This is a genomic window from Arthrobacter livingstonensis (genome assembly GCF_003219815.1).
Taxonomy (GTDB): domain Bacteria; phylum Actinomycetota; class Actinomycetes; order Actinomycetales; family Micrococcaceae; genus Specibacter; species Specibacter livingstonensis.
Window position 1 is genome coordinate 205,029 of the sequence record NZ_QJVD01000005.1, and the last position, 16,180, is coordinate 221,208.

The window sequence follows — 16,180 nt, forward strand, 5'->3', positions numbered from 1 at the left end:
GATGCGCGAAGCAGCCGCAGCCCCTGCGCAACATTCAGGCCGAACCCTGCACATAAGCGACGTGCCAGGGTCAGGCGCGGGAGGTGCCCGTGTCCGCGCCCGGGCCGGTGACCGCCTGGTGGGTGGCGCCAAGGGCGGCCACTGAGCGGTCGTACTGGCGCTGGGCCACGGCCACGAACAGGCAGTCGACCACCGCCAGCTGGGAAATTCGCGACGCCATGGCCCCGGCCCGGAATGCCGTCTCACGCACCATCGTGGCCAGGCACAGCGCAGCGTCGGCGCCGGCCGGAGACTCGGGTGCGTTGGTCACCAGCAGGGTCGGCGCCCCGGCCGCCCGCGCCAGCCGGAGGAATTCCACGACTGAGGCCGTCTTCCCGCCGTGCGAGAACACGACGGCGACGTCGGCGGCCGTCATCAGCGACGCACCCATGAGGGCGTTGTCCGCATTGCCAAAGGCAGAAACGTTCAGTCCAATGCGGAACAGCTTGTAGCGCAGGTCCTCGGCCACCACGGCCCCGGCGCCCACGCCGTACACATTGATGCGCCGGGCCGCCGCAATCAAGCCCACGGCCCGTTCAAGCACGGTCAAATCCAGGTTCTTGGTGGTTTCCTCAAGGCCCAGCACCTCGGAAAAGCGTATCCGGTCCACCATGTCCGCCAGGCTGGCGCCCGGGCTGATGTCGTCCCCAAACCCGGGGTCCCGGGCCTCGGCGGCGGCCGCACCTTCACGGCCCAGCTCCGTGGCCATGGCCAGGCGCAATTGCGCATACCCGGTCAGGCCGATGGAGCGGCAAAACCGGACCACGGAGGGGTCCGAGGTAGAGCCCAGCCGCGCCAATTCCGTCACAGTGTGCGTCAGGACCACGGAGGGATCGGCGATGATGACGTCGGCCACGCGCATGGCCGCGGGCGTCAGTGATGCCCGTTTGGCGTGGATGACTGACTGAATGCTCAACGAATCCTCCTGGCAAATTTCACCCAAGTCTATGGGTGCCGCGCCACAAATTCGTAAATAATTTACAATCGTTATAGACGGCTGGAATCCAAATTACCGGCCGCATCCAGAGCTGCAGGGAAGGCCCGCCTTGACCACCCCCATGAACGCCTCGAGGAACGCCCCGTCCACCCCCACGGACGCGCCAACGGACTCCCCAACGGACGCCGCCGTGAACACCGTACGCGGCACTCCCGCGGACGCCACTGTGGCCCTCCGTTCCGAGCTCGCCACACTGGTCACCGAGTCCGCCAATCCCCACTACCCGGATCTGGCCGCCCTCACCACCACGGAGCTCGCCGCGGCCATGAACACCGAGGACGCGCTGGTCCCCGCCACCATCCAACGGCACGTCCCCACCATCGCCGCCATCATCGACCAGGTCGCCACGCGGATGCAGGCCGGCGGCCGCCTCATCTACGTGGGCGCGGGCACCCCCGGGCGCGTGGGCATCCTGGACGCCAGCGAGTGCCCACCCACCTTCGGCACCGACCCCTCAAAAGTGGTGGGCGTGATCGCCGGCGGCAGCACAGCCGTCAACCAGGCCGTCGAAAATGCCGAGGACAGCGGGGAGGCCGCGCAACGGGACATGGCAGCCCTCAAGCTGACCAAAAACGACTCCGTGATCGGGATGGCCGCCTCCGGCCGCACCCCCTACGTCATCGCCGCCGTCACGGCCGCGCGCCAGCACGGCGCCTACACGGTGGGCTTCGCCTGCAACGAAAGCTCACCCCTGGGCAACGCCGCCGACACGGCCCTGGAGATTGTGGTCGGCCCGGAAATCCTCGCCGGCTCCACGAGGCTGAAGGCCGGCACCTGCCAGAAACTGGTCCTGAACATGATCAGCACCCTCACCATGGTCCGGCTCGGCAAGACGTACAAGAACTTCATGGTGGACCTCCGCGCCACCAACGCCAAGCTCCGGGCACGCAGCGAACGCACCCTGATGCGCGCCACGGACTGCGACTCCGCCACGGCGACCGCCACCCTCGAGGCCACCGGCGGCCACGTGAAGGCCGCGATCCTGGCCATCATGACGGGACTGCCGGCAACCCGGGCCATTGAGCTGCTCGAGGAGAACAACGGCTTCCTGCCGGCCGCCATCAGCGCCAACTCCACCACCGGAACCCACTGAAGTACGACGCCGGGAGCCCACCCATGCCTGCCACCCACCCACACCCGAGCACAGAAATACAACGCCTTCTGGACCAGGCAGTCACGGACGGCGTGGCACCCGCGGCAAGCTGCGCCGTCGTGCTTGAGGGGCAGGCACTGCCGGTGCTGACGGCAGGGACGGCAACGCCGGGGACGTTTTTCGACCTGGCCTCCGTGACCAAGCTGTTCACCGCCGTCACCATGCTGTCCCTGGTGGACGGCGGCGTGCTGGAGCTGGATGCCCCCATCGGGGAAAGGCTGCCAGCGTACGGGCGCGGGGAGAAGTCGCGGGTCACGCTGCGGCAGCTGCTCACGCACACCTCCGGCCTGCCCTCGGAGTGGCGCGGCTGGGAGCGTGCGCTGCGCGAAGGCCGGCCCTTTGACCGCGCCGCTCTGGTCAACGACCTCCTCGGCACGGACTTGGAAGCCGCACCCGGAACCCGGTTCGAGTATTCCTGCGCCGGATTCAATACGGCCATGGCGCTGGCCGAGCACGTGGCGGGGCAACCGTGGGCGTCCCTCGTTGCAGACAAGGTGCTGTCCAGGCTCGGCACGGACGGCATCACCGGAACACCGGAACCGGCCAAGTGTGCGCCGACCGAGAACCAGGCGGCGCTGGGCCGCGGCCTGGTCCGGGGCGTCGTGCACGACGAGGCGGCATGGTCGCTGGGCGGGCTCAGCGGCAATGCCGGCATGTTTGCCACCGCGGAGGGCCTGGCCCGCTTTGGCGAGGCCCTTCGCACCGGCCTGGAAGGAGTCCTCTCCCCCGGCCTCGCCAGCGAGATGTGGAGCAGCCAGCTTCCCGACATGCTGGGCAACAATTTCAACCCCCGCGATCCGGGCTTTGGCCACGGACTGGGGCTGCGCATCAACCAGCAGCCGTGGATGGGCACGCACGGCAGGGAGGCCCGGGGCCACGGCGGCTTTACAGGCACCTCGCTACTGATCGACAGGGAAAACGGCATCACCATTGCGCTGCTCACCAACCGCGTCAGCCCCAGCCGCGACGGGGATGACGCAACGGGGCTGCGCAAGGCCATGTCCGACGTCGTCTATTCTGGTAAAAATGACTCGAACTAACCAGGGACAGGCACCATGGGCACGAACACGGCAATGATCACCGGCGATGCGGTGGTTCAGGAACTGCCGTGGCGGTGGCGCGTGCAGGGCAGCATCTTCCTCATTGGCGGGCTCGGCTTCATGTTCGACGCCTGGGACGTGACGCTCAACGGTTTCCTCATTCCGCTGTTGTCAAAGGAGTGGGGGCTGGCGCCCGGGCAGGCGGCCTGGATCGGCACGGCGAACCTGATCGGCATGGCCGTGGGCGCGTTTGTGTGGGGTTCCATCGCCGACGTGATCGGGCGCAAGACGGCGTTCACACTGACGCTTCTGATCTTCTCCCTCTTTACGGTGCTGGGCGCCTTCTCCAACGACATGGTGCTGTTTTGCGTGTTCCGCTTCGTGGCCGGTTTTGGGCTGGGCGGGTGCATCCCGGTGGACTACGCGCTGGTGGGCGAGTTCACGCCGCGCAAACACCGCGGCCGGGTGCTGACGGCCATGGACGCGTGGTGGCCCATCGGCGCGTCGCTGTGCGGCGTGGTCTCTGCGGTGTTGATGGCGCAGTTCGGGAACTGGCGCCTGCTGCTGCTGGTCCTGGTGCTGCCGGCGCTGCTCGTGTTCTGGGTGCGCACGCACGTCCCGGAGTCGCCGCTGTTTCTGGTGCGGGCGGGGCGGCCGGAGCAGGCGAAAGCCGTCATTGATGAGCTGATCAGCCGCACGAGTGCCGTGGTGGGACCATGGAAACTCCCGGATCCAGCCGATGTACCCAAGCTGTCGCTGGGCAAGGTCCGCGACCAGCTGGCGGGACTATGGCGCTTTAACTGGCGCATCACGGGTATTGCGTGGTCGTTGTTCCTGACCATCCTGCTGGTGTATTACGGCGCCTTGACGTGGATGCCGTCCATCCTGGTGGCCACAGGCTACGCACAAAACAAGGCCTTTATGGCTACGGCCTCGATGACGGCGATCGGCTTCCTCGGAGTGGTGGCCGCGGCGCTGCTCGTGGAGCGAGTGGGACGGAAATGGATCCTGGCCGTGACGGGCCCCGGCGCGGCGCTGTCGCTGGTCATCTTCGCGCTGGTCCTGGACGCCCCGGCCGCCGCCCAGCTGTGGCTGCTGGTGTTCGGCTTTGTGGTCCAGGTGGCCATCCCCGTGCTCTATACCTACGTTTCCGAGCTCTACCCCACGCACCTGCGCGCCACGGGATTTGGTTGGGCGTCCACCGTTTCACGCGTCGGCGCCGGCCTGGTGCCGCTCATTTTCGGTTCGCTGCTGTGGCCGGTGCTGGGCCTGCCGCTCACGTTTGCCCTGACCGGCGCGCTGGTGCTGCTGGCCGTGGTCTGGATGGCCGTCTCAGCTCCCGAGACGAAGGGCGCTGCGTTGCACTAAGGGCCAAACGCCCCGTGCACAGCCCCTGCCCCAAGCGCGACGACGGACCCCCCCCTTCGGGCACCCGGTCCTGTCAGCCTTTGCCCACCTTGGGCCGGTATCCTGGGCCGGAATCCCGTTTCACTTTTCAAGGAGAACCATGAGTTCGCTGCTGCCCACCATCTTCACCACCACCGGCCTGATCGGCGGCTTCCAGACCGCCCGCGCCACGAAGAACCGCCAGCTGGGTGGCGCCGTCCTCGCCGTTGCCGGCACGGCCGCGTTCCTGGCCTGGAGGAAGAACGCGGGCACCGGAACGGCCGCCGCCCTGACAGCCGCCTATGTGCTGGCCTTCGGCGCGTCCCACCCGCTGGCGAAGAAGATGGGTGCCTGGCCGGCCGTGTACACGGTCACCGCCGCCACCGCCGCGGCCTCATTTCTGCTGGGCCGCAAGCGCAGCTAGCCGCCCCGGCGCTGGCCCCCGGCGCAGCGCCCCGGCGCCCCGTCCACGGCCCGACAGCCGGCAGCCGCACCGTAAACTGGACGGGTGCCGGGCAATTCGCCCCGCCACCCGTCCAAGAGAAGGCCGTGCATGGATTTGGCGTCAGATTCCACCACCATCCTGGGCAGCCTGTGGTTGTACCCGGTCGGCGCGGTGATGGTGATGCTCTCGGCACAGATCCCGCCCATCCCGAGCACCACCGCCTTTGTTGCTCTCGGCGCAGTGGCCGGACTCGACGGCGGACCGAACGCCCTGCTGCTGGTGGCAGCCATGATGGCCGGGGCGATGGCCGGGGACCTTGGCACCTATGCGCTGACGCGGCTGTTCGGCCAGACGCGCTGGGGCAGCACGCGTGGACCCCGGCGCCAGCGGGCGGTGGACTCCGCCACCCGGCGGCTGCGTGAGCGGCCCTACATCTTCATCTTGACCTCACGGTTCATCCCGCTGGGCAGGCTCTCCTCCAACATTGCCGCCACCGTGGCGGGTTACCCCCTGCGCACATTCACGGGGTTTTCCCTGGCGTCGGCCGTGGTGTGGTCGCTGTATTCGGTGGGCGTGGGCATGGGCACCCGGTTCTTCCCGGGCCTGTCCACGCTGGCCGCCGTCATCATCGCCATCGTCGCGTCGATTGCACTGGGCTGGCTCATGGGCAAGGTCTCCACGTTCCTGCTGGACCGGAAGAACCCAAGGCCCGGGGCCGGCGTCGGACCTTAGGAAAAAGCTCCAGGCTGCGCGCCAAGATTCCATGTTGCAGCACTTGGACGGAAACCACCCGTTTTCGGTGAAATCCGTCCAACAACTGCAACACAGTTGCGCAGGTCAGGCGCGGGCCAGGTCCCCGAGGACCTTGATGAGCAGTTCGCGTTCGGCCACCTTGATGCGCCCGTGCAGCGATTCCTCCGTGTCCCCGTCCAGCACTGGTACCGGAGTTTGGGCGATGATGGGGCCGGTGTCCACGCCGGCGTCGGCAAAGTGGACGGTGCAGCCGGTGACCTTCACGCCGTACGCAAGTGCGTCGCGCACGCCGTGGGCGCCGGGGAACGACGGCAGCAGGGCCGGGTGCGTGTTGACGTAGCGGCCGTTGAAGGCTTCGATGAACGACGCCGAGACAATGCGCATGAACCCGCTGGAAACCACGTAGTCCGGCTGGTGCACGGCCACGGCGTCGCGCAGCGCGGCATCCCATTCGGCCCGCGAGGCGTACTCCTTGAAGTTCACCTCAAACGTCTCCAGGCCGGCGGCGGCGGAACGTTCAATGCCGAAGGTGCCGGGCCGGTCGGCGCCCACCGCGGCAATCTCCACGGCCAGCTCCCCTGCGGCAACGGCATCAATGACGGCCTGCAGGTTGGACCCTGTCCCGGAAACCAAAACAACTATGCGCATGCCCCCAATTTTAGGGGCACGCGCCGCGCGGGCCCTATTCGCCGCGTTTCACGAGGGGAACTTGGGCCCGGTCCGCTTCCAGCCACGGTCCTGCCAGGGATCCAAGCACGACGCCGGCCCCCACCTCCGCGCCGAGCCAGAGCGCCGCCGTGAGAGGGTTTGGCCCCACCTCGGTGAGCCGGCCCAGGCCGATGGAGCCGCCGGAGAGCCAGAACAGGATGCCGGACAGGACTGCCGCCACGACCCCGGCAGCCACGCCCAGGAACAAAGTGGAGCCGGGGAGGGACAGCCAGCGCCGGCGGACCTTAAGCGAGAGCCACTCGTCAAAGTGGTTCTCGCCGGCACGAACGAAGAACCAGCCGGCCAGCAGCCCGCCCAGCACGGGAATGACCATGGCGGCGAAGCCCCAGCCCAGGTTTCCGGCGGGCAGCGCTGCCAGCAGCGGAATGGGCGGCACGGGAGCGACGGCGGTTCCCAGCGGTGTGACGGTGGAGCCCACCCCCAGGTTAAAGCCGGCGCCGCTGGACCAGGCCAGGGACCACGCGGCCAGGTTGGGCACAAACCCGAGCTGGCCCAGGGTCAGGGCGGCGCCACCGAGGGCACCTGCGCGCAGGCCCTGGTACACGCCGATCACGTCGGTCCAGCGGGCGGCGATGTTGACGGCCAGCAGCAGCGAGGAAAGCGACAACGCAGCAACCAGGGCCACAAAGCCCGAGCGCACCACGGTCCAGGCGTAGGAGCCGGCCCAGCGCTGGTCCTGGCTGGTCTTGGCTATCCAGTCGGCCGCGTTAACGCCAATCAACCGCCCCCATGAACCGGCCTCGCGCCGGGCCCCCACCACCAGGCCCAGGCCGGCGGGAATGACGGGCAGCAGCATGCTGGGCAGCAGCGGCGCCTCCACACCGGGGATGCTGCAGACAAAGCCGGTGGCCAGGCCCGCTGCGGCGTACACCACGATGGCGCCAAACAGCGGCTGCCACAACTGGTCGGTGTAGGAAGCCCGGGCCAGGCGCCGCCCGGCACGCCAGGACAGGAAAAAGGGAATGAGCACCAGGCCCAGCGGCAGCAGGTTGAAGGTGCCGGTTTCCACGGAGGCGGAGCTGGGGCCGTTCGTGACGCTCAGGTGGAGCGGAACCCCGTGCATGACCAGCCAAGCCTGTCCGGCCAGCCGGGCGATGACGGACATGTCCTTTTCAGCAAAACCGCCGGAAAACCAGACGGCAGCCAGCGGCACAACGATCACCAGGGCGGAAATGACAAAGACCTGCGCGGCCTCAAAGGCCCCCTGCAGTCCCAGCGGCATGGGCAGTCCGTCGCGTTGGCCCCGGGCCGCTTTCGTATTCATCGTCTTCCATGGTGCCACACGGAACCGCGCAAGCCCGTGAGAAGCGCCGATGGAAGGCTGAAGCGGGCGGCCGGGTGCCGTCGGGCCTGGCGGTGAAAAACAGCGTTAACGACGAATAGGGCCCGGAATCCCGAACCCTATTCGCTCCAGCCCTATGGACTAAAGAGGTTGCGCGGTTGCCCGCACGGTTACTTTAGAATTAGATGGCCTGGATGTTGACTGCCTGAGGACCCTTCGGACCCTGCTCAACATCGAAAGAGACCTTCTGGTTCTCTTCGAGGGAGCGGTAGCCCGAGGAGTTGATCGCGGAGTAGTGCGCGAAAACATCCTGGCTCTGGTCATCGGGAGAGATGAAGCCGAAGCCCTTTTCAGCGTTGAACCACTTGACGGTACCTGTTGCCATTATTTCTGTTTCCTTCTGAAGTTGGAGATTCCGCCCGACCTTCGGGCCTCCTATTTTTACGGTGTAAGTCCGCTTCTCCAGAAAAGCGACGTAACCCCGAGGGGCCGCGTCGCTTCAACTACAAAAAACGCAACACTACAACTACGTCCAAGTATACATATCTAAATGCCGAATGCCAGTAATCGATGAGAGGTGCGTCACTCTCCGGAGTCCGTTCATCAATCTGGTGGGATAAACCGCTGAATTCTAGGGGTTTTCGGCGCTCTCCAACGTGATGCGTCACTCAAAGGGCACTTTAAGTTCATTGGGGCTTAATGTTCGACGCCGGAGCGCGGACCATGCTCATTCGCCGAAAGTGCACTCCCGGCGCCCTAAATGCGGATCAAGCCACCGGCACTGTGCACCCGGCCGCCAGCTAGGCCCGGCCCAGTATTCCCGGGAAGTCGGACGACGGCGGGAGGTTGCCGTAGTTGAAGCAGCGGTCCGGTCCCAGCCGGGAGACGACAAACGCGTCCGCCACCGCGGGCGGCGCGTACCGGATCAGCAACGACGCCTGCAACGCCAGCGCCATCTTCTCCACCAGTGTCCGTGCCACGCCGGCAAAATCCGCAGGTGCCGCCCTGACAGGGGCCACTGCCTCCTTAAGCCCTGCCGCGAAGGAGTCGAACAGCTCATCCGCCCCGGAGGCTGCTCGCAGCTCGGCAAAGAATGCGTCCACGGATTCCGGATCCGTGCCCATGGCCCGCAGAACGTCCAGTGCAATCACGTTCCCGGTGCCCTCCCAGATCGCCATGACCGGCTGCTCCCGGTAGCGCATGGCCAGCGGGAAATCCTCGATGTAGCCGTTGCCGCCCAGGCATTCCATGGCCTCATAGGCGTGGTTCGGCCCGCGCTTGCACACCCAGTATTTAGTGACGGCCGTGGCGAGGCGGCGGAATGCACGTTCGGAGGGACCGGCGTCGTCGTCAAAGGCGCGGGAGAGGCGCATGCCCACGGCAGTGGCGGCCTCCGACTCCAAGGCAAGGTCCGCCAGCACATTGCCCATGGCCGGCTGGTCGACCAGACGGGCGCCAAACGCGCTGCGGTGGCGGGCGTGCCACACGGCCTCCGCCACGGACTGGCGCATGCCCGCCGCCGTGCCAAGAACACAGTCCAGCCGCGTTTGCGCCACCATGCCCATGATGGCGCGCACGCCCCGGCCGGGTTCGCCGATCCGCCAGCCGTGCGTGTTCGCGAACTCCACCTCGCCCGAGGCATTGGACCGGTTCCCCGCCTTGTCCTTCAGCCGCTGGATCAGGAACGGGTTGCGGTCGCCGGCCGCGCCCGGCAGGACCCGCGGCACCAGGAAGCAGCCGAGCCCGACTCCTTCCCCGTCCTGGGCCAAGACCAGGAACGCGTCGGACATGGGCGCGGAGCAAAACCACTTGTGACCCGTCAGCAGGTGGTGGCCGTCAAAGGGAACGGCCCGGGTGGTGTTGGCACGCACGTCGGAGCCGCCCTGCTTCTCGGTCATCGCCATGCCGAACAGGGCTCCGGGCTTGCCCGCTGCCAGCTCCGGCGAATACTCCCTGGAGTACAGCCGCGGCAGCCACTCCCCGGCCAGTTCCGGGTTCAGCCGAAGCGGCTCCACCGCGGCATGGCTCATGGAAATGGGGCAGGCGTGGCCGGGCTCCACCTGCGCAAACAGCATGAACGCCGCGGACCGGGCGGCGTTTGCCCCTGCCCCCGGCGCGGCCCAGGCGGACGTGTGCGCACCCGCAGCCACCGCCTGCCCGACGATCCGGTGGTACGAGGGGTGGTACTCCACCTCGTCGATCCGCTGGCCGTATTTGCTGTGCGTGCGGAGGACCGGTGGGTACTTGTGCGCCAGCCGGGCGTCGTCCTGAAACTGCGCCGAACCGACGACGGCGCCCACCGCCTCAAGCTGCGACGTCGCCGTTGCGGCTGCCCCACCAATGCTGCGCAGATACTCCATGAGCGGGAGGTTCGCCGTGTACTCGTTGACGTCCGTGCGCGGCGGCGGCTGGTTGAACACCTGATGGGTGGGATAGCTGGCCGGGGCGGTGGCCAGTGGTTCTCTCGGTGCGGCTGCGGTGCCGGCTTCATCGACGGTCATGGCTACAGGCTACGCTGCCGCCGTCCTGCACCCACAGGTACTGTCTTTTCAACCAGCGAGGCTGGCACACGCCGTGTCCAGGAACGCCGCCACCTCGCGCGGGCGGGTCAGCACGGGCGCGTGGCTGGAGTCGATCTCGGTCACCGCCGCACCCATCCGCGCAGCCATTTCCCGCTGCAGGGCCGGCGGCACGGCCGCATCCCGGGTGGTGAGCAGATAGTGGGTCGGCAGGTCCAGCCAGGCCGGGCGGCCCACGGCCGCCCGGTCCAGGCCGATGCGCGTCAGCTTTTGCACTGCCGCGCCGATCGCAGCGCTTTCGGCGGAAAGCTCGGCCGCAATGACCTCGCCGAAATGTGCCCGGTCAATATAGGTGTAGTTGCCTGCAATGACTACGTGTTGCGGGATCAAGCTGCCCGGGTGCCGCCGGGACAACCCGGTCACGGATTCGCCCTCGGCCGGCGCAAACGCGGCAACGTAGGCCAGCGCCTTCACCTTGCCGGCACCGGCACCACCGGAACCTGCAACAGACTCCCGTGCGGCTTCCCCCATCACGGCTCCGCCGTAGGACCACCCGACGAGCAACACCGGCCCCTCCACGGTGGCGAGGGTCCGGCGCACGCTGGCCACGTCGTCGTCGAACGACTCCAGGCCCAGCTGCGCCGCCACGGGGTCGTGGCCCAGGGCACGCAGCTCGGCGATGACACGCAGCCAGCTGGATCCATCGGACCACAGCCCATGCACCAGCACAATGTTCGCCACCGGGTGCCTCGCCTTCCAAGAGTTGCTTCACTGTACCAACCACCGGGGTCCCGCCCTCCGGGCGCTACCAACGCCCGCAAGCTCGCGTCGGGTCCCGGGCGGCCGCGGCCGCGGCCGGACCCCCGGCAGCCGGCAGGGCCCGCCGGGCGCGCGAACGGCGGCCGATGGGGGCCGCCGTCGTGCCTGGAGAAATTACAGCGGAAGGGTCATGCCCAGGGAGAAGTTCAGCCCCGTGGCAAATGTCAGGTACATCAGCCAGAGGCCGGTGGCCAAGTGCCAGAAGCCCAGCGCCCGCTCGCCCCAGGCCAGCCCGATGCTGTGGAAGAAGTCGCTGATGTAGATCAACGTCAGTCCCACAAACAGCAGCCCCACGGGCCAGTCGCCGGCTGCGAAGAACACCACCAGGCCCAGCACCGAAATGATGGTGTACGCAACGCACATCCCCGCGTTGGGGCGCGGGTCGGTGCCCTGCCACCGGTTATAGCCAAGCGCGAACCAGTGGATGCCGTAGGCGGAGAATGCCAGGGCCGCCATGTAGAGCGGCGCGTCCTTGAACACCTGGAACCAGGTCAGGCCGATGAAGAGGATGATGCCGGTGACCAGCTGGCAGAATCCCGGCAGCCAGATGCCCCACACGCCCGTCGACTTGTCCACTGACTCATTCCGCTTGGGCCAGTGGAACAATTCCTGGGGACCGTAAATCAAATATCCTGTCCCCAACCCAAAAAAGCCCAGCGCCAGCGGTGCAAACGCCGATGACGCAAAGATCAAGTTCATTGCCCTACTCCTTTGCAGTCTGAAAAAGATGTTTCAGCAGGCAGGTTCATAGGCATGCACTTCCTCAGTCCCCCGTGGGCAACCTCAAGTGGCGGTGGCGTAGGCGGGCGCCGCGGCCTTTTCCAGGCGTACGACGACGGACTTGGACACCGGGGTGTTGGACCCTTCCGCTGTGTCATCAAGGGAGACAAGCACATTTGCTTCGGGGAAGTACGCGGCAACGCAGCCGCGCGCGGTGGGGTAGCTGATGATGCGCTGCTGACGCAGCACACGGTCCACGCCGTCGGGCGCCTCGCTGTGGATGTCCACGTAGCTGCCGTCGGCGATGCCCAGCTCGGCGAGGTCGGAGGGGTTGACGAACAGCACGTGCCGGCCCTTCTTCACCCCGCGGTAGCGGTCATTGAGTGTGTACATGGTGGTGTTGAACTGGTCGTGGGCGCGGACAGTCTGGAGCAGCAACCTGCCCTCGGGCACCTCCACGGTCTCGATCCCGCTGACTGTGAAGATCGCCTTGCCGGAGGGTGTGGGGAAAGTGCGGCTGTCCCGCGGCGGGTGCGGCAGGACGAAGCCGCCCGGGCGGCGGACCTTGTTGTTGTAGTCCTCGCAGCCCTTGCAGACGTGGGCGATGTGCTCGCGGATGGAGTCGTAGTTGGCCTCGAAGCCGGCCCAGTCAATGGGGTGGTCACTGCCCAGCACGGCCCGGGCCAGGCGGCTGACAATGGCCATCTCGGAGAGCAGGTTCGCGCCGACCGGCTCCACCTTCCCGTAGGAAGCATGGACCGCACACACGGTGTCCTCCACGGTGACGAACTGTTCACCGGAGGCCTGCCGATCGATCTCCGTGCGCCCCATGGTGGGCATGATCAGGGCCTGCTCCCCCACAAAGGCGTGCGAGCGGTTCAGCTTGGTGGACACCTGGACGCTCAGCGTCAGCTTTTGCAGGGCGGCCTCTGCCACGGCGGTGTCGGAGATGGCGCCCACCAGGTTCCCGCCCATGGCGACAAAGACCTTCAGCTTGCCGTCGCGCATGTCGCGGATGCTCTGAACGGCGTCCGCCCCGTTTTCCCGCGGCGGGTCGAAGTTGAACTCCTTGCCCAGGGCGTCCAGGAATGCGGGCGGCATCTGCTCCCAGATGCCCATGGTCCGATCGCCCTGGACGTTGCTGTGGCCGCGGATGGGCGATGGACCGGCGCCCGGCTTGCCGATGTTGCCGCGCAGCAGGAGCAGGTTGATGATTTCCTTGATGGTGGGCACCGCGCGCTTGTGCTGGGTTAGCCCCATGGCCCAGGTGACGATGACCTTGTCCGCCTTCAGGTAGCGGGCAGCCAGCTCGTCGATTTCGGCGGTGCGCAGGCCGGTGGCCGCCATGACCACCTGGTCATCCACCTTTTCCATGTGCGCCCGGTATTCCTCCAGTCCCTGGCAGTGCTCCTCCAGGAACGCGTGGTCCAGCACGGCGCCGGGAGCTGCCGCTTCGGCCCGGAAGACGCGCTTGGCGACGGCCTGCATGAGTGCCATGTCGCCGGCCAGGCGGATCTGCAGGAACTGGTCCGCCAGGTCGGTGCCCGTGCCCACCAGGCCACGGGGCTTCTGCGGGTTCCTGAAGTTGATCAGCCCCGCCTCCGGCAGCGGGTTGATGGCCACAATCTCCGCCCCGGCCTGCTTTGCCTCCTCCAGTGCCGTCAGCATGCGCGGGTGGCAGGTGCCCGGGTTCTGTCCCATGATGATGATCAGGTCCGACTTCGCAAAGTCCTCATAGGTAATGGCGCACTTGCCCACCCCGATGGTGTCCCCCATGGCCAGGCCCGTGGACTCGTGGCACATGTTGGAGCAGTCAGGCAGGTTGTTGGTGCCGAAGGCGCGGGCAAAGAGCTGGTATTGGAATGCCGTCTCATTGCTGGTGCGGCCACTGGTGTAAAACACGGCCTCGTCGGGCGACTCAAGGGCGTGGAGTTCCCGGGCCACAATCCGGAACGCGTTGTCCCAGCTGACGGGCTGGTAATGGTCGGAGCCGGCCGGTTTGTAGACCGGGTCCACGAGCCTGCCCTGCTGGCCCAGCCAGTACTCGCTGCGGTCCCGCATCGAGGAAACCGAATTGGTTTCCCAGAAATCGCGGGGAACCGTCAGCAGCCCGGCTTCCCAAGTGACCGCCTTGGCGCCGTTCTCGCAGAATTCCGCGATTTTGCGGTCCGGCGGGTCCGGCCAGGCGCAGCTCATGCAGTCAAAGCCGTCCTTTTGGTTCATGGCCAGCAGGGTCTTCAGGGACCGGACGGGGCCCATGGCGGACAGTGCCTGCGGCATCGATTCCGTTAGGCTGTGGATTCCGGCCGCCGCCCGCTTGGGCCTGCTGACCACCAAATCGGCGTCTGAGTCATCCTGGACCGGGGGCTTACTGCTCATGGCCTACACAACTTTCCACTTGAAGAAAGATCTCTCCAGAGTGAAGGATGGAGCCGATCACTCCGCTTCCATACACGGCCTTGTCCAAGTTGCCCCACAACCCGCACGCCCGCTGGCATGGAATTAGCTGCTACCTCCCGGTCTATCATCGGCCGTTGACAAAGGCAACGGACGCGGTGGGTGACGCGGCTCACATGGGACGTCGGGCCTCACACGCCGGTGCGGTTAAAGGATCGAGAACAGCAGCCACGTCAGCAGCAGGCCCATCACGGAGATGATGGTTTCCATGACGGACCAGGTCTTGATGGTCTGCCCCACGGTGAGGCCAAAGTATTCCTTGACCAGCCAGAATCCGGCGTCGTTGACGTGCGAGAAGAACAACGATCCGGCGCCGACGGCCAGCACCACCAGGGACAGGTGGACCGGGGTCAGGCCCGTGGCAAGCGGCGCGATAATGCCTGCCGCCGTCACCGTGGCCACGGTGGCGGACCCGGTGGCGAGGCGGATCAGTACGGCGACAATCCAGCCGAGAAGCAGTATGGACAGGCTCGCCGCCACGGCGACCTTGGCGATCGCCGTCCCGGTGCCGCCGTCGACCAGCACCTGCTTAAAACCTCCGCCGGCGCCAACGATGAGCATCACGCCCACAATCGGCAGCAGGCTTTGGCCGATCTTCTTCGTCAGGACCTGTGCAGAGAAGCCCACGCCCGTACCGAAGGTGATCATGGCCAGCAGGACGGCAACTGTCAAGGCCACCACCGGGTCACCGATGAAGTCCAGCAGCGGGTGGATAGGGTTGCCCTTGGCCATCCACACGTCGGCGGCGGCCTTGATCAACATGAGCACCAGCGGCGACAACAGGGTGACCAGCGTGATCGCAAACGACGGCGTGCCGGTGGCGTCCGGGTCCTGCGCCCTGCCATGGCCATCCGAGGCGGAACCGTCCTTGGCCCTGACCGAGGCGGAACTGCCGCCGGCGCCCGAGGCGGAACTGCCGCTGCCCTTGCCCAACGCGCGACTGGGGGTGTCCGCCGTCGAGCCTCCAGTAACGGCGAGCGCAGCACCTGCCGCGCCGATGGGAACCATGCGTGCGGCCAGGATGCCAAAAAGCGGTCCGGCCACGATCACCGTGGGGATCGCGACTATCAGGCCAAGGGCCAGGGTGATGCCGACGTTGGCGTGCAGGATGCCGATGGCGGCGAGCGGGCCCGGGTGCGGCGGGATGAAACCGTGCAAGACGGACAGGCCGGCCAGGGCTGGGATGCCGAGCCGCATGGCCGGACCGTTGGTGCGCCGCACCGCCAGCATGACGACTGGGATCAGCAGGACCAGGCCGATCTCGAAGAACATCGGGATGCCGATGATGCCGGCGATCAGCGCCATCTTCCAGGGCAGCGTGGCCGGCCTGCCGCGCAGGAGGGTCTCCACCACCTTGTCCGCCCCGCCGGAATCGGCCAGCAGTTTGCCGAGCATGGCGCCGAGGGCGATCAGGATTCCCACGTAGCCAAGGACGCCGCCCACGCCGGTCTCGTAGGAGCCCGTCACCTTGTCCAGGGCGATGCCGGAGCCGATGCCCACAAAAAGCGAACCGATGGTCAGTGCCAGGAACGCGTGCATCTTGACCCAGACAATGAGGAGCACCACGATGGCGATGCCGATGGCCGCGATCACCAGGACCCGGGTGTCGTGGCCGGTCCAAGGTGAGTTGGCGGTGTCTGCGGTGGATTGGACTGCCCTTACCGCGCCTGCGATTGCGATGTCCACGGTTCCCTCATTTCCGCCCGGCCGCCAAGGCCGCGCAACCCGTTTTCAGCTGTCATTCGCCACCCTAAACCCCCGCCGCGCGGTTGGCCAGAGGTGGGCGCTGGCGGCATTGGGCGGACAAAGTTGGATTTGGGCACGCTTGAGACCATGACGGC

14 protein-coding genes are annotated in these 16,180 nt (G+C 66.9%); 5 read left to right on the forward strand and 9 right to left on the reverse strand.

Going from position 1 to position 16,180, the window contains the following annotated elements; genetic code table 11:
* Positions 1-70 precede the first annotated feature (70 nt).
* Positions 71-955 carry a MurR/RpiR family transcriptional regulator gene (locus CVV68_RS06765; protein WP_110500239.1) on the reverse strand — a complete coding sequence of 295 codons (885 nt, stop codon included), beginning with the start codon at positions 953-955 and terminating at the stop codon, positions 71-73.
* A 130-nt stretch (positions 956-1,085) separates the two neighbouring features.
* Here CVV68_RS06765 and murQ point away from each other — a divergent pair, with 130 nt between their 5' ends.
* From murQ to CVV68_RS06790, 5 genes are all read left to right on the forward strand, one after another.
* Positions 1,086-2,129 carry an N-acetylmuramic acid 6-phosphate etherase gene (gene murQ, locus CVV68_RS06770; RefSeq protein ID WP_245933389.1) on the forward strand — a complete coding sequence of 348 codons (1,044 nt, stop codon included), beginning with the start codon at positions 1,086-1,088 and terminating at the stop codon, positions 2,127-2,129.
* Positions 2,130-2,152: 23 nt separating this feature from the next.
* Positions 2,153-3,229, forward strand: coding sequence for a serine hydrolase domain-containing protein (locus CVV68_RS06775; RefSeq protein ID WP_110500241.1), 1,077 nt, complete (start codon positions 2,153-2,155; stop codon positions 3,227-3,229).
* A gap of 15 nt (positions 3,230-3,244) precedes the next feature.
* Positions 3,245-4,597 (forward strand): MFS transporter, encoded by a 1,353-nt coding sequence (locus tag CVV68_RS06780; RefSeq protein WP_110500242.1) that lies wholly within the window; start codon positions 3,245-3,247, stop codon positions 4,595-4,597.
* 139 nt (positions 4,598-4,736) lie between these two features.
* A complete protein-coding gene (locus CVV68_RS06785) occupies positions 4,737-5,039 on the forward strand; it encodes a hypothetical protein (protein ID WP_110500243.1) in 303 nt (100 codons plus the stop codon).
* Positions 5,040-5,168: 129 nt separating this feature from the next.
* Positions 5,169-5,792 carry a DedA family protein gene (locus tag CVV68_RS06790; RefSeq protein WP_110500244.1) on the forward strand — a complete coding sequence of 208 codons (624 nt, stop codon included), beginning with the start codon at positions 5,169-5,171 and terminating at the stop codon, positions 5,790-5,792.
* A 105-nt stretch (positions 5,793-5,897) separates the two neighbouring features.
* Here the strand turns inward: CVV68_RS06790 and purN are convergent, their stop codons facing one another.
* The 8 genes from purN to CVV68_RS06830 all read right to left on the reverse strand — a co-directional run bounded on the left by purN (position 5,898) and on the right by CVV68_RS06830 (position 16,019).
* Complete coding sequence (purN, locus tag CVV68_RS06795) at positions 5,898-6,461, reverse strand: phosphoribosylglycinamide formyltransferase (RefSeq protein ID WP_110500245.1); 564 nt, start codon at positions 6,459-6,461, stop codon at positions 5,898-5,900.
* A 34-nt stretch (positions 6,462-6,495) separates the two neighbouring features.
* Positions 6,496-7,806, reverse strand: a complete 1,311-nt coding sequence (locus CVV68_RS06800; RefSeq protein ID WP_110500246.1) for a cell division protein PerM — start codon at positions 7,804-7,806, stop codon at positions 6,496-6,498.
* A 199-nt stretch (positions 7,807-8,005) separates the two neighbouring features.
* Positions 8,006-8,209, reverse strand: coding sequence for a cold-shock protein (locus tag CVV68_RS06805; protein ID WP_038467205.1), 204 nt, complete (start codon positions 8,207-8,209; stop codon positions 8,006-8,008).
* Between the two features lie 415 nt (positions 8,210-8,624).
* Entirely contained in the window at positions 8,625-10,325 is a 1,701-nt protein-coding gene (locus CVV68_RS06810) for an acyl-CoA dehydrogenase family protein (protein WP_110500247.1), read from the reverse strand.
* Positions 10,326-10,373: 48 nt separating this feature from the next.
* Positions 10,374-11,084 carry an alpha/beta fold hydrolase gene (locus CVV68_RS06815; protein ID WP_110500248.1) on the reverse strand — a complete coding sequence of 237 codons (711 nt, stop codon included), beginning with the start codon at positions 11,082-11,084 and terminating at the stop codon, positions 10,374-10,376.
* Between the two features lie 192 nt (positions 11,085-11,276).
* Positions 11,277-11,861: a hypothetical protein gene (locus tag CVV68_RS06820; protein ID WP_211320739.1), complete on the reverse strand. Its 585-nt coding sequence runs from the start codon at positions 11,859-11,861 to the stop codon at positions 11,277-11,279.
* Positions 11,862-11,945: 84 nt separating this feature from the next.
* A complete protein-coding gene (locus CVV68_RS06825) occupies positions 11,946-14,261 on the reverse strand; it encodes an FdhF/YdeP family oxidoreductase (RefSeq protein ID WP_110500249.1) in 2,316 nt (771 codons plus the stop codon).
* Between the two features lie 225 nt (positions 14,262-14,486).
* On the reverse strand, positions 14,487-16,019 hold the full coding sequence (locus CVV68_RS06830) for a GntT/GntP/DsdX family permease (RefSeq protein ID WP_211320744.1): 1,533 nt from the start codon (positions 16,017-16,019) through the stop codon (positions 14,487-14,489).
* Positions 16,020-16,180: the final 161 nt, after the last annotated feature.

Bases quoted from the DNA above. Each gene is read 5' to 3' on its own strand.
- CVV68_RS06810 (WP_110500247.1), bottom strand. From the start codon at position 10,325: ATGACCGTCGATGAAGCCGGCACCGCAGCCGCACCGAGAGAACCACTG.
- CVV68_RS06805 (WP_038467205.1), bottom strand. From the start codon at position 8,209: ATGGCAACAGGTACCGTCAAGTGGTTCAACGCTGAAAAGGGCTTCGGC.
- CVV68_RS06825 (WP_110500249.1), bottom strand. From the start codon at position 14,261: ATGAGCAGTAAGCCCCCGGTCCAGGATGACTCAGACGCCGATTTGGTG.
- CVV68_RS06780 (WP_110500242.1), top strand. From the start codon at position 3,245: ATGGGCACGAACACGGCAATGATCACCGGCGATGCGGTGGTTCAGGAA.
- purN (WP_110500245.1), bottom strand. From the start codon at position 6,461: ATGCGCATAGTTGTTTTGGTTTCCGGGACAGGGTCCAACCTGCAGGCC.
- CVV68_RS06775 (WP_110500241.1), top strand. From the start codon at position 2,153: ATGCCTGCCACCCACCCACACCCGAGCACAGAAATACAACGCCTTCTG.
- CVV68_RS06790 (WP_110500244.1), top strand. From the start codon at position 5,169: ATGGATTTGGCGTCAGATTCCACCACCATCCTGGGCAGCCTGTGGTTG.
- CVV68_RS06800 (WP_110500246.1), bottom strand. From the start codon at position 7,806: ATGAATACGAAAGCGGCCCGGGGCCAACGCGACGGACTGCCCATGCCG.
- CVV68_RS06785 (WP_110500243.1), top strand. From the start codon at position 4,737: ATGAGTTCGCTGCTGCCCACCATCTTCACCACCACCGGCCTGATCGGC.
- CVV68_RS06820 (WP_211320739.1), bottom strand. From the start codon at position 11,861: ATGAACTTGATCTTTGCGTCATCGGCGTTTGCACCGCTGGCGCTGGGC.